This is a genomic window from Streptomyces sp. NPDC058240 (genome assembly GCF_042882135.1).
Classification (GTDB): Bacteria; Actinomycetota; Actinomycetes; order Streptomycetales; family Streptomycetaceae; genus Streptomyces.
This window is the reverse complement of the sequence record NZ_JBHVWT010000015.1, coordinates 41,782-54,792: the sequence shown is the minus strand read 5'-3', so window position 1 is coordinate 54,792 and position 13,011 is coordinate 41,782. Positions and strand designations below refer to the sequence as shown.

The 13,011-nt window shown below is 69.8% G+C and carries 11 protein-coding genes and 1 pseudogene; 6 read left to right on the top strand and 6 right to left on the bottom strand.

From position 1 onward, the window contains the following. Nucleotides 1-97: 97 nt before the first annotated feature. A pseudogene (locus tag ACFVX4_RS23255) lies at nucleotides 98-220 on the bottom strand (class F sortase); the annotation flags it as partial. A gap of 206 nt (nucleotides 221-426) precedes the next feature. On the opposite strand from ACFVX4_RS23255, the gene ACFVX4_RS23250 reads away from it, so the two are divergent. Then, nucleotides 427-666, top strand: a complete 240-nt coding sequence (locus ACFVX4_RS23250; protein WP_389980403.1) for a hypothetical protein — start codon at nucleotides 427-429, stop codon at nucleotides 664-666. Between the two features lie 97 nt (nucleotides 667-763). Here the strand turns inward: ACFVX4_RS23250 and ACFVX4_RS23245 are convergent, their stop codons facing one another. From ACFVX4_RS23245 to ACFVX4_RS23235, 3 genes are all read right to left on the bottom strand, one after another. Continuing rightward, nucleotides 764-1,297: a hypothetical protein gene (locus tag ACFVX4_RS23245; protein WP_389980401.1), complete on the bottom strand. Its 534-nt coding sequence runs from the start codon at nucleotides 1,295-1,297 to the stop codon at nucleotides 764-766. A gap of 211 nt (nucleotides 1,298-1,508) precedes the next feature. Next, nucleotides 1,509-2,276: a hypothetical protein gene (locus tag ACFVX4_RS23240; RefSeq protein ID WP_389980399.1), complete on the bottom strand. Its 768-nt coding sequence runs from the start codon at nucleotides 2,274-2,276 to the stop codon at nucleotides 1,509-1,511. A gap of 16 nt (nucleotides 2,277-2,292) precedes the next feature. Continuing rightward, nucleotides 2,293-2,436: a hypothetical protein gene (locus tag ACFVX4_RS23235; RefSeq protein ID WP_389980606.1), complete on the bottom strand. Its 144-nt coding sequence runs from the start codon at nucleotides 2,434-2,436 to the stop codon at nucleotides 2,293-2,295. Between the two features lie 1,204 nt (nucleotides 2,437-3,640). Here ACFVX4_RS23235 and ACFVX4_RS23230 point away from each other — a divergent pair. After that, a complete protein-coding gene (locus tag ACFVX4_RS23230; RefSeq protein ID WP_389980397.1) occupies nucleotides 3,641-4,459 on the top strand; it encodes an SAM-dependent methyltransferase in 819 nt (272 codons plus the stop codon). Beyond that, nucleotides 4,456-6,630 carry a putative bifunctional diguanylate cyclase/phosphodiesterase gene (locus ACFVX4_RS23225; RefSeq protein ID WP_389980396.1) on the top strand — a complete coding sequence of 725 codons (2,175 nt, stop codon included), beginning with the start codon at nucleotides 4,456-4,458 and terminating at the stop codon, nucleotides 6,628-6,630. Before ACFVX4_RS23230 ends, ACFVX4_RS23225 begins: the two co-directional genes overlap by 4 nt. 58 nt (nucleotides 6,631-6,688) lie before the next feature. Here ACFVX4_RS23225 and ACFVX4_RS23220 read toward each other — a convergent pair whose 3' ends face one another. Next, nucleotides 6,689-7,579, bottom strand: a complete 891-nt coding sequence (locus tag ACFVX4_RS23220) for a LysR family transcriptional regulator (RefSeq protein WP_389980394.1) — start codon at nucleotides 7,577-7,579, stop codon at nucleotides 6,689-6,691. 113 nt (nucleotides 7,580-7,692) lie between these two features. Here ACFVX4_RS23220 and ACFVX4_RS23215 point away from each other — a divergent pair, with 113 nt between their 5' ends. The 3 genes from ACFVX4_RS23215 to ACFVX4_RS23205 are packed head-to-tail and all read left to right on the top strand — an operon-like array spanning nucleotide 7,693 to nucleotide 11,094. Next, nucleotides 7,693-8,400 carry a succinate dehydrogenase gene (locus ACFVX4_RS23215; protein ID WP_389980392.1) on the top strand — a complete coding sequence of 236 codons (708 nt, stop codon included), beginning with the start codon at nucleotides 7,693-7,695 and terminating at the stop codon, nucleotides 8,398-8,400. Nucleotide 8,401: 1 nt separating this feature from the next. Beyond that, nucleotides 8,402-10,351, top strand: a complete 1,950-nt coding sequence (locus tag ACFVX4_RS23210) for a fumarate reductase/succinate dehydrogenase flavoprotein subunit (protein WP_389980390.1) — start codon at nucleotides 8,402-8,404, stop codon at nucleotides 10,349-10,351. Continuing rightward, on the top strand, nucleotides 10,348-11,094 hold the full coding sequence (locus tag ACFVX4_RS23205) for a succinate dehydrogenase/fumarate reductase iron-sulfur subunit (protein ID WP_072488934.1): 747 nt from the start codon (nucleotides 10,348-10,350) through the stop codon (nucleotides 11,092-11,094). The genes ACFVX4_RS23210 and ACFVX4_RS23205 overlap by 4 nt, the downstream gene beginning before the upstream one ends. Before the next feature lie 71 nt (nucleotides 11,095-11,165). Here the strand turns inward: ACFVX4_RS23205 and ACFVX4_RS23200 are convergent, their stop codons facing one another. Next, on the bottom strand, nucleotides 11,166-12,932 hold the full coding sequence (locus ACFVX4_RS23200; protein ID WP_389980388.1) for a glycosyl hydrolase family 18 protein: 1,767 nt from the start codon (nucleotides 12,930-12,932) through the stop codon (nucleotides 11,166-11,168). Between the last annotated feature and the right edge of the window lie 79 nt (nucleotides 12,933-13,011).

The window sequence follows — 13,011 nt, the reverse complement described above, 5'->3', positions numbered from 1 at the left end:
CGAGGGCGACGGTGCTGCCGTCAGGGCCGTCGTCGTCCGTGAAGCCGCCACCGCAGGCGACGACGCACAGGTCAGTCCTGCCGGTGTCGCCGTGTGCCGGGGCGCCCGGTGAGATGTCTGCACCGTTGCGGATCAGGGCCAGGCCGGTGAGCACCACCAGGGCGACGGCGCCCCACGGTGAGTGCCTGGTCCGTTCGACGCGCCAGCTGTCCCGGTCCATGATGCTCCCTTCGTCGCGACGATTGGAACGCTAGGCGCGGGACGGCCGGGCTGCGATCAGGGCGGGGCGAACGGGTGGCGCCCCGACGGCCCCGCTCGAAATGCGGGGGACCGAACCTCTGGTGAGGGTTCGTCATGGGAGGCGTTCTCGTCGATCCGTCCCGGGGCGCGAAGGGCTCCGGGCGCTTCCCGCCGGAGGTTCGGACGATGCGTGCTGCACGTGCTCTCGTGGTCGCGGCGACCGCCGTCGCCGTCATCGGGCTCGCCGCCCCGGCGGCCAACAGGTTCTTCATGTCGGACGGCCCGGGTGCGCCGGGCGGCCTGGGAGGCTCGGTGGCGGCCGTGCCCGCGGAGATGGACCTCGGTGCCGGTCCGGTCGTCACGGCGATCGTCGGCGGAGGCGTGTTCCTCGTACGCCGCCGGAAGAAGAATCGTGGTGGAGCCTGACCGGGACGACACCGGCACAGGCCCGATACGTCCGTCGCCCCGGGTCCTGAGGGAGGACCCGGGGCGACTTCTCGTCCGGTCGGCACTGCCCCTGCTCTCAGTGCGCGCGGCTCTCCCCACGACGGCGTGCCACATGGACGGCGCCGGCGGCCACGACCACCGCCAACGCCGTTCCGGCGGCGATCTTCGTGGTGTTCATCGTGCCGATGCCGCCACCGAGCCCGCTCTGCACACCGGCCGGAGCCACCGTGGAACCCGTGGTGGGCGGCTTCGAGGCCGCGGCGATTGTGAGACCGGACTTCACCGGGGAGCCGGGCGACGTGTTGCAGATGAACGTCACTTCGTAGGAGGCGCCGGGTTTCGCGTCCCAGTCGACCGTGGCCGCGACGGAGCGACCTCTGGGAATGGTGACGGTGTCGAAGACGCCCGAGCCGGCGGTTGCGGTGGTAGAGCACCCCCGGGCGGCCAGGACGACCTGGCTTCCCGGCGCGATCACCGACGGAGTGACGGTGAATCCGGTCGCGGAGGCCCCGCCCCCCGACGTCGCGGCGTATGCGGTTGCGGCCGGAGCGGTCAGGGCGATAGCGGCGGCGCCGAGCAGGGCGACGGGTGCGACACGTATTACGCGCATGGGTGATTCCTCCGAGTCCCCGAGGAGCACTTGCGGAACGGGTTTCCACAAAGCGTCAGAAATGCACCTCGACGCGCCAAACGCTAGGAGTCGTGCATATTGCTCGCGATCGGAGTGCGCCGCTCGGGGCACCGGCTTCGCCCGAGCGGCGCACCGCCCGCCTTCTGACGGCCCGAAAGGGGCTGTCCGGCGGATCGGGGCCGACCGGGCCCTATCCGCCCGCGGCGCGTGGGAACAGATCGAGGAACGGCGCCGCGGTGGCCGAGATCTCCCGCCCGAAGGGGGAGTCGAAGTCCCAGATCAGGAAGAGCAGAAAGGCGATCAGGACACTGAAGAGGCCGGCCAGCAGCAGTTCGCGGAAGGTTCTGCGGATCTGCAGCGTGAACATCAGCCCGACGGTCACCAGGGCTCCGATGATCAGGCCGAACCAGACCACGCCCGGCATGGTTGCACCGGCGCTCTGTCCGCGCGCGCTGCGTGCGTCGTCGGCCGCGGCCACCTCGTCGACCAGTGGCTGATATGCCTGCCCCTCGTGGTCGTTCCTCGGCCGGTACTGGGTGACGTCGGCACGCACCTGGCCCAGGAGGCGGGTCCCCTCGGCGGTGAGGGTGCCGTGCTCGCTCATCGCCCGCCACTCGTCGTGGACGACATGGTGGACATAGGCATCGATGTCGGCCCGGATGCGGGAGCGCACCTCGGCCGGGTAGACGGCGGAGCGGACGTGCACCTCGTGCAGGGCCTGGGCCTCCTGACGCACGTACTCCTGGGCGGCGCCGCGGCCCTCCCAGACGCCCGCGATGGCGAGGCCAAGCACGATCGCGTAGACCACGCCGATCATCATGGTCATGTACTCGATGACGTCAGGGGTCTCGGACGGGTCGTCGTCCTCCCCGATCCGGCGGTTGTTGAGCACGGCGATGGTCAGGACGACGGCGCTGGCCGCGACCATGGCGAGGGCAAGAACAAGCCATTCCGACATTGTGATCCTCCGGAGGTCAGCGGGAGCGGGGACGCAGTACGGCGACGGCGAACACCGCGGGCGCCGTGATCAGCAGGGTGAAAGTGACCACGGAGGTGCCGTGCCGCACGACCTTGCGCGGTGGCTTGCGGTAGGTGGGCAGCGCCACGGGCCGGGGCACGGGGGGTGTGGGGCGTACGGAGGGCGAGGGGGTGGGCGTGGATGTGGGTGCCGGCGCAGGGGGTGGTGGCACGGGCTCCGGCCGCGGCGGTGCTGGTGACGGCGGGGGCGGCGGAGGGGGAGGTGGCGGAGGAGGCGGTGGCGGAGGCGGTGGCGGAGGGGGCGGTGGAGGAGGCGGTGGTGACGGTCGTGGGGTGGGTGGTGGCGTCGGCTCGGGCAGCGGGCCCGCGTGGCAGTGACCGTCGCCCGACGTGGCGACCGATGAACTGCCGCCGTTCTCACCGATGGAGGCATACGCGCAGCTGTCCGCGACCGCGGGTGCCGGGGTGCTCAGCAGCCAGAGAAGGGCGACGGCTGCCGTGAGCCGTCCTATGAGTGATCCGTACACGACCGGGAGCATGTTCCGGCCGGTCGCGGGACACGCGGCGGTGGCGCCGGATTCGCCTGATGGTGGGGACATGGGGCGGCAGGTGTTTGGCGCCGGGGGAGATCATGAGGCCCAGTTGAACCAGGTGGGGACGCGGTCCGTGCTGGAGGTCGGGGACGAAGCGAGCGCGCGTCGCAACAGGGATGCTCCGTACCGAAGTTGACGCGGCCTCCGGCCGAACCCCTTGCTCGTGACTGGTGGAAGGTGGCGGGCCGACGGCGCGGAGCCTGCTCGTCCCGCCGGGCTTTCGTCCCGCAGGGATTCGGAACTCGGAGACACCGTCGCGGAAGAGCACGGCATGACGGCCCATCGGTTCAAGATGTCCGCCGCACGGCCGGTGGAGTAGGCCTGTGCAGGCGGCTGCCCCTTGGAGCGACCGTTCATTGCCTCATTGGTAAAGAATGCTGCCAATGGCGTCACGCCAAGGGATTTTCCACCCGCAATCGGCCCCGCCCACTCAAGTGGCCGGACATCGGCCGCGGTCCGGTCCAGACCTTTTTTTCCGGGATGTGAAAACCGGCCGCATCACCGGATACATCAACGGCCAAGGTGTGAGCGGTGCATGGCGCCCCGCTATCACCCGACGTCTCACCGGGGCGGGTCCGACGTCGAATGTCACACGCAGCGACGGGCCGGTTGCACATGCCACTGGTGTGTGACCAATAACGGACGGCTAATTTCCGTTTCCGCTCGCTCTCTTGGCAGACGATCAGTAGCCTCTGGTCAACACTGACCATGAACATGGCCGGATCGCCGTGGCGACTTGTTGGAGACATTGATGGAGCGTCCCGCCTGGGCACCGCGAGGCATAGACATTTCGGTGCCGAGCGTGTCCCGCATGTACGACTTCTATCTGGGCGGATCGCACAATTTCGAGGTGGACCGGGAAGCGGCGCGCAAGGCCATGGAGTTCATGCCGGGGCTCCCCAAGATCATGCAGGCGAATCGCGCCTTTATGCGCAGAGCCGTGCGTTACGCGGTGAGCGAGGGCATCGATCAGTTTCTGGACATCGGCTCCGGAATACCGACCTTCGGCAATGTTCACGAAGTCGCCCAGGCGGCCGACCCCGGGGCCCGGGTGGCGTACGTCGATCACGACCCGGTCGCGGTCGCGCACAGCCGGGCCGTACTCGACGGAAACGACCGGGCGGTGATCGCCGCTGCGGATCTGCGCCGCCCGCAGGAGATCGTGAAGAGCCCGGAGGTCTCCGGACTGCTCGACCTGGACCGCCCGGTGGCCCTGCTGCTCGTCGCGGTGCTCCACTTCATCGAGGACTCCGACGACCCGCAGACGGCGGTCGCCGAACTGCGCGAAGCGCTCGCCCCTGGCAGCCTCATCGTCCTCACCCACGCCTCGTACGAGGGCATTCCGCTCACGCGTGAGGAGGCGGGCGGCACGGTCGAGGTCTACAAGAGCATCCGCAACCCCCTGGTCATGCGGTCTCGCGACGAGATCGCGAGCTTCTTCGAGGGGTACGAGATGGTCGAGCCCGGACTCGTGTCGATGCCGCACTGGCGCCCGGACAGCCCGGTGGTGACGGAGCAGGAGGACCCATTCGCGTTCTCGGGCTTCGCGGGAGTGGGACGCAAGGCGTGAGTATTCCCGCCCAGTCGTCCGGCACACCGGACACGGAGCCCGACGGTCCCGAGGGCCGGCTCCGGAGATTCGCCACGATCTGGAGCAGGGCCATCTTCCCCTCGACGGCCACCTCCTTGACGCGCGCGGAGTTCGAACAGCACCTGCTGCCGCTGGCCCGCGGGCTCAGCGACATCCTGCACGCCCGGCCCTTCGACGCGGCTCCCGCGAACGAGGTGGGTGCCGCCCTCGTCGCCGCGCACTGCACGGACCCGGACGCGCTGAGCAGCACGCTCGGCGTCGTCGACTCGTATCTGGTGCTCTATTGCGGAAGCAACGGCGTGACCGCGTTGTCGACCGAGGACAGCAGGGCCCGTTGCGCCCGGATACAGCACGCCCTCGCGGGCGGCTTCACCCAGGCGCTGCGTGAACGCACCCTCACCGAGCAGGAGGCCATCGCGCGCTCGGCGCTCACCGCCCGCTCCGACGCCGAACGCGCCCTGCACACGACCGAGGCGCGTTTCCGCGCCGTGTTCAAGGACGCGGCCATCGGCATCGGCATCGCCGACCTGGACGGCAATGTGCTGGAGGTCAACGACACCCTCACCCGGATGTTCGGCGGTCTCGACCACCATGTGCGCAGCCACAAGGTCAACGAGTGGGTCCACCCCGAGGACTCGCCGCACGTGTGGAAGTACTACGACGAGCTGGTGCGTGGCGAACGTGAGCACTACCGGGTCGAGAAGCCGTACTACCGCAACGACGGCACCGTGCTGTGGACCAATCTGACGGTGTCACTGCTGCGTGACGCCGAGGGCCGGCCGCAGTATCAGCTGGCGCTGATGGAGGACACCACCGAGCGCCGGCTGCTCAATCTGCGGCTGCGGTACGAGGCCACGCACGACGCGCTCACCGGCCTGCCCAACCGGACGCTGTTCTTCGAGCGTCTGGAGAAGGCGTTGTCCGCCGACGACGGCAGCCGTTTCGGCCTGTGCTACCTCGACCTGGACGGCTTCAAGGCGATCAACGACAGCCTCGGCCACGCGTCGGGCGACCGGCTGCTGGTCGAGGTGGCCGACCGGCTGCAGAGCTGTGCGACCGCGCCCGGCGAGATGGTCGCGCGGCTCGGCGGCGACGAGTTCGTGGCCCTGACCACCGGCCCCGACACCGAGACGGAGGTCGACGAGCTGGCCTGCCGCATCCTCGGTGTGCTCGGCACCCCGATCCGCCTGGACGGCCGTGAGCTGACCGTACGCGGATCCATCGGGGTCGTCGAAGGCCCGGCCGGAAAGCGCAATGCCGCCGAGGTGCTGCGCAGCGCCGACATCACGATGTACCGGGCCAAGTCCGCGGGCGGCAACCGGTTCGAGCTCGCGGACGACGAGGCGGATGCCCGCGCCATCACGCGGCACGGGCTGACCACCGCGCTGCCCGCCGCCCTGGAGCGCGGTGAGTTCTTCATCGAGTACCAGCCGCTCGTGCACCTCGACGACGGCACGGTGCACGGTGCGGAGGCGCTGGTGCGCTGGTGCCATCCGCAGCACGGGGTGCTCGGCCCGGACAGGTTCATCCCGCTCGCCGAGCACACCGGGCTGATCGTGCCGCTGGGCCGCTGGGTGCTGGAGGAGTCCGTACGGCAGGCCAACTTCTGGCAGGAGCGGCACACCGACGGCGGCCCGCTGCGGATCAACGTCAACCTCTCACCGACCCAGTTGCACCATCCCCGGCTGGTCGCCGAGACGGTCGATGTGCTGGAGCGGTCGGGGCTCGAACCCGGGGCGCTCTGCCTTGAGGTCACCGAGTCCGCGCTCATCGGCGCGGACGACGACCTGCTCAAGCCGCTGCGGCAACTGGCGGACATGGGTGTCGACATAGCGCTCGACGACTTCGGCACCGGGTACTCGAACCTGGCGAATCTGCGCCGGCTGCCGGTGAGCGTGCTCAAGCTGGACCGTTCCTTCACGATGGGCATGCAGCAGCATCCGGCGGACCCGGTCGACCTGAAGATCGTCGAGGGGATCGTCTCGCTGGCGCACAGCCTGGACCTCGCGGTCACGGTGGAGGGCGTGGAGACCGGGGCCCAGGCGGAGCAGTTGCGGAAGCTGGGCTGCGACACGGCTCAGGGCTGGTACTACGCCCGGCCGGGTGCGCCGGACCGGATCCACTCGCTGCTACTGGCCGACGCGGTGTGAGCGGGTGGGGTACCGGGCGCCCGAGGCCGTCCCGTACCCCACCGCCGGACGGGCCGGCTCAGGCCCGTCCGGCGGCGAGCAGCACCTTCTGCAGCTCGCGTGCCGCGCGCGGCGGAGCGACGTCGCTGCGGTGCGCGAGCGCGATCGTGCGCCGCAGGCCCGGCCGGGCCAGCGGTGTGGTCCGCAGGCCGTGGCCGGACCGGACGGCGACCATGCTGGGCACCACCGCGATCCCGAGCCCCGCCCGGACGAAGCCGAGCACGGCGTCCATCTCTCCGCCCTCCACCGTGAACGACGGCTCGAAACCCTCCGCCCGGCAGGCGGCGACCGTCAGCTCCCGCAGGTCGTAGCCGTGCCGGAACATCACCAGGGGCTCCCCCTGGAGGTCGGCGATCCGTACGCTCCCGCCCCGGCCGGGCCGCGGCACCCCGGCCGACGACACCACGACCAGGTCCTCCTGGAGCAGCTCGACCGTTGTGAGCGCGGGGGACGCGGCGGGCAGCGGCAGCACCACCAGGGCGAGATCCAGTGCGCCGCGCGCCAGCTCCCGTACCAGGTCGAGCGAGCCGCCCTCCTCCAGCAGCAGCTGGATCCCCGGATGCCGGTCGTGGAAGGCGCGCAGCACCTCGGGGAGCAGGCCGGTGCAGAGGCTGGGCGTCGCGCCGAGCCGGACCCGGCCCCGGCGCAGCTGCGCCAGCTCCTGCACCTCGTGGCGTGCGGTGTCCGCGTCCGCGAGGATGCGGCGGGCCAGCGGCAGCAGGGCCTCGCCCGCGTCGGTGAGCGTGATGTTGCCGCGCGCCCGGCTGAACAGCTCCGCCCCCAGCTCGCTCTCCAGCGCTCTGATCTGCTGGGAGAGCGAGGGCTGCGAGACATGCACCTCCTCGGCGGCGCGGGTGAAGTGACGGGTCTCGGCCACGGCCACGAAATACGTCAGCTGTTGGAACTGCATGAGCCCCCACTCCCAGGTCGTGTCGTCCTGACTGGCACGATAGCCTCAGCCTATGAACATGAGCCATTCCATGTCTTGGACTGATGGGGTGGATCGGTCCTAACGTCGTGTCCATGGCATTGGCAACCCGGACGGACCGACGGCCGTCCATGACACGTACGCTCTGGGACTCGTCCCTGGGCAAGAAGACGGTCATGGCCGTGAGCGGCCTGATCATGCTCCTCTACTTGGTCGTCCATATGATCGGCAACCTGAAGATCTTCTTCGGGTCCGGCGAGTTCAACCATTACGCGCACTGGCTGCGGACCATGGGCGAGCCCTTCCTGCACTACGAGTGGGCCCTGTGGATCGTCCGCGTCGTACTCGTCGCCGCCGTGGTGCTGCACGCCACCTCCGCGTACCAGCTGAGCCGCCGCGACATCCGGGCGCGCCCCGCCAAGTACGTGCACAGGAAGCCACGCGCCAGCTATGCCACCCGCACCATGCGCTGGGGCGGGATCATCCTCGCCCTGTTCATCGTCTGGCACATCCTCGACCTGACGACGGGCACCGTGCACTCCGGCGGATTCCAGGCCGGGCATCCGTACCAGAACGTCATCGATACCTTCTCCACCTGGTACGGCAACACCATCTACATCGTCGCCATGCTCGCCCTCGGACTCCACGTCCAGCACGGCTTCTGGAGCGCCGCCCAGACCCTCGGCGCCGGAAGCGCGACGCGTGACCGCGTCCTCAAGACCATGGCCAACGCCCTCGCACTGGTGCTGACGCTGGGCTTCATCTCCGTACCCGTCGCCGTCATGACCGGAGTCGTGAGCTGACATGACCGACTACCCGCACTACGAGACCGGCGCGCCCGTCGTCGACACCAAGGCCCCCGAGGGACCCGTCGCCGAACGCTGGGACACCCGCCGCTTCCAGGCCAAGCTGGTCAATCCGGCCAACCGCCGCAAGCACACCGTCATCGTCGTCGGCACCGGCCTCGCCGGCGGCTCGGCCGGCGCCACCCTCGCCGAACAGGGCTACCACGTGGTCCAGTTCTGCTTCCAGGACTCGCCCCGCCGCGCCCACTCGGTCGCCGCCCAGGGCGGCATCAACGCCGCGAAGAACTACCGCAACGACGGCGACTCGATCCACCGGCTCTTCTACGACACCGTCAAGGGCGGCGACTTCCGCGCCCGTGAGTCCAATGTCCACCGGCTCGCCCAGATCTCCGTCGAGATCATCGACCAGTGCGTCGCCCAGGGCGTCCCCTTCGCCCGCGAGTACGGCGGCCTCCTCGACAACCGCTCCTTCGGCGGCGTCCAGGTCTCCCGCACGTTCTACGCCCGGGGCCAGACGGGACAGCAGCTCCTGCTCGGCGCCTACCAGGCGCTCTCCCGGCAGATCGCCGCGGGCAACGTCGAACTGCACGCCCGCACCGAGATGCTCGACCTGATCATCGTCGACGGCAAGGCCCGCGGCATCGTCGCCCGTGACCTCGTCACCGGGAAGATCGACACCTACTTCGCCGACGCGGTCGTCCTGGCCAGCGGCGGCTACGGCAACGTCTTCTACCTGTCGACGAACGCCATGAACTCCAATGCCACCGCAGTCTGGCGCGCCCACCGCCGCGGCGCGTACTTCGCCAACCCCTGCTTCACCCAGATCCACCCCACCTGCATCCCGCGTACCGGCGACCACCAGTCCAAGCTCACGCTGATGAGCGAGTCGCTGCGCAACGACGGCCGGATCTGGGTCCCGAAGGCCGAGGGCGACACCCGTCCCGCCAACGACATCCCCGAGGACGAGCGCGACTACTACCTGGAGCGCATCTACCCCGCCTTCGGGAACCTCGTCCCCCGGGACATCGCCTCCCGCGCCGCGAAGAACGTCTGCGACGAGGGCCGCGGCGTCGGCCCCGGCGGCCAGGGCGTCTACCTGGACTTCGCCGAGGCCATCCAGCGGATGGGCCGGGACAAGGTCGAGGAGAAGTACGGCAACCTCTTCGACATGTACGCGCGGATCACGGCGGAGGACCCGTACGAGACGCCGATGCGGATCTACCCGGCCGTGCACTACACGATGGGCGGTCTCTGGGTCGACTACGACCTCCAGACCACCATTCCGGGCCTCTTCGCCATCGGCGAGGCCAACTTCTCCGACCACGGTGCCAACCGGCTCGGCGCGTCCGCGCTGATGCAGGGCCTCGCCGACGGCTACTTCGTCCTCCCGTCGACGATCAACGACTACCTGGCCCGCAATCCGCACCACGACGAGGTCGACGCCTCGCACCCCGCGGTCGAGGAGGTCGTCGCCGACACCGAGGACCGGCTGAACCTGCTGCTCTCCATCGACGGCGACCGCACCCCCGACTCCTTCCACCGAGAGATCGGTGAACTCATGTGGGAGTACTGCGGCATGGCGCGCACCGAGGACGGGCTGCGCAAGGCGCTCGACCGGATCCCGCAGATCCGCGACGAGTTCTGGCGCCGCATCAAGGTGCCGGGCACCGGCGACGAGTTCAACCAGTCGCTGGAGAAGGCCAACCGCATCGTCGACTACCTTGAGCTCGCCGAGCTCATGTGCCTCGACGCACTGCACCGCGCCGAGTCCTGCGGAGGCCACTTCCGCGAGGAGTCGCAGACCCCGGACGGCGAAGCCGCCCGCCGGGACGAGGAGTTCTCCTACGCCGCCGCCTGGGAGTTCTCCGGCACCGGCCGGGCCCCCGTCCTGCACAAGGAAGACCTCGTCTTCGAGTACGTCCACCCCACCCAGCGGAGCTACGCATGAAGCTCACCCTGCGCGTCTGGCGCCAGAAGAACGCCGACGCACCCGGCGCCATGTCCACCTACGAGGTGGACGGCATCTCGCAGGACATGTCGTTCCTGGAAATGCTCGACACCCTCAACGAGGAACTCATCCTCGCCGGCGACGACCCCGTCGCCTTCGACCACGACTGCCGCGAGGGAATCTGCGGCGCCTGCAGTCTCGTCATCAACGGCGACGCCCACGGCCCCGAGCGCACCACCACCTGCCAGCTCCACATGCGGTCCTTCGAGGACGGCGACACGATCGACATCGAACCGTGGCGCGCCTCGGCCTTCCCGGTCGTCAAGGACCTGGTCGTGGACCGTTCGGCCTTCGACCGGATCATCCAGGCCGGCGGCTACATCTCCGCCCCGACCGGCACCGCCCCCGAGGCGCACGCCACCCCGGTGCCCAAGCCGGACGCGGACTTCGCCTTCGAGCACGCCGAGTGCATCGGCTGCGGCGCCTGCGTGGCGGCCTGTCCCAACGGCTCGGCGATGCTCTTCACCTCGGCGAAGATCAACCACCTCAACGTCCTGCCGCAGGGCGCCCCGGAGCGCGAGACCAGGGTCCTCGACATGGTCGGCCAGATGGACAGCGAGGGCTTCGGCGGCTGCACCCTCACCGGCGAATGCGCCACCGCATGCCCCAAGGGCATCCCGCTGCCGTCGATCTCGGCCATGAACAAGGAGTGGCTGCGGGCCACCCGCAAGGTGCGCCGCTGAGCGGAGTGAGAGTTCCTGGTCCCGGAGGCCGCCCACCCCCGGGACCAGGAAGTCTCATCCGCTCCGGCGGATCAGGACGTCACGGAGATGGCGTCGCCGTAGACCGTGCCCTGCCCGTACCAGCCGTGCAGATAGACGGTCACCGTGCCGGTCGAACCGGTGGTGAACGTCACCGACTGCTTCGCGTAGCCGCTCGACGAACCCCAGACGCTCGCCGTCGCGTCGCCGCGCACCCCGAGGTATCCGTAGCTGGCCTGCACCCAACCGCTCAGCGTGTACTTGGTGTTGGGGGACAGGGTGAGCGTCTGCGCGCACTCGCCGGTCTGCGACGCGGTGGCCGCCGCGGCGAGCGCGTGCGAACCCCCGTGCACCGGGGTGGAGACGACCGCGCCGCCGGACTCACAGGTCCAGGGACCGAGCGAACCGGTCTCGAAGTCACCGTTCACCAGGGCTCCGGTGCCGCCGCCCGGCCCCGACACCGTCAGAGTGAGGACCGCCGCATGGCTGAGCGTGCCCGAGGTGCCGGTCACACTGAGCTTGTACGTGCCCGGCGCCGCGGACGCCGATGCGTCGACCGTCAGCTTCGACGTCCCGCCCGCGGTGACCGAGGTCGGGCTGAGCGTCGCCGTCACACCGGCGGGCGCCCCGCTCGTCGTCAGGGCGACGGTCTTCGCGCTGCCGGAGGTGACCGCGGTGTTCACCGTCGCCGTCGTGGAGCCGCCGGGGGCGACCGTCGTCGAAGCGGGCGCGACGGCCACCGAGTAGTCGTCCGTCACCGGACCGGGACCGCCGCTCGTGAACGGGGCGAAGGTGTGGCTGAAGTACCAGGTGTCCTGCGCGATGCCGGAGCAGGTGTCGCTCCCGCCGGTGCCGGGGCAGCCGCCGTTGTCGCGCTGGAGCGCCCAGAACGACAGGGTGCTGACGCCCTTGGCGACGGCCCAGTTGTAGACCGAGGTGGCATCGGCCGTGGTGAACGTCTCGGCCGGACCGTAGTCGTCGATGCCCGGCATCTCGATGATGCCGCTCATGCCCCACAGCTGGGCGTCGGTCTTCGACGGGTACAGATCGGCCAGCTGGCCCTTGAGACCCGTGATCGCCGTCTGGGTGTCCTGTGCCATGTTGTGCGAGGCGCCGTCGTAGTAGTCGAACGTCATGAGGTTCACGACATCGACCTTGGCGCCGTTGGACACCGCGTTCTCCAGCACCGCGAGACCGCTGTCGGCCAGACCGCTCGTGGTGGTGGGCAGGGTGTACGAGATCTGCACCGGGCGCCCGTTGGCGGCCGCCCAGTCCTGGACCTTCTTGATCGCCTTGTTGCGGCGGTCGATACCGGCGCTGTTCTCCAGGGAGTTGTCCTCGATGTCCATGTCGAGGCGGGACACGTCGTACGTCGTGATGACCTTCTCGTACGCCGCCGCGATGGAGTCGACGCTCGTACAGCTGTCGGCGATCTCGGTGCCGCCGTTGTCGGCCGTGTAACCGCCGAACGACGGGATCACATCGCCGCCGCGCGAGCGGATGGTGGTGAAGTCGGCGCCGAACTCGGACTGGGCGATGGGCGTGCCCGAATCGCCGTTCCAGTAGGGGGTGCAGGAACCGCGGGTCTCCGTCTGGATGAAGGCCATGGTCAGGTACTTGGCGCCGGACGCCTGCGAGAGCGCGGCCGGGCTGTCGCCGTTCCATGCCTCGAAGTACGGGGCGAAGACGTGCGCGGGCAGGGGAGTGGCGGCGGTCGCGGCGGCCTGTGCGCCGGCGCCCGATCCGAGGATCAGGCCTGCGGACGCGACGGCGGTGGCGAAGGCGCTCAGGACGGCGCCGACTGTTCTTGGACGTCTCATGGGGCAGCTCCCAGCGGGGTGAGGCAATGGGCGGATCGCACGGCTCGGCCGCACCCGGTGAGGGGCGCGGCCCGTTCCT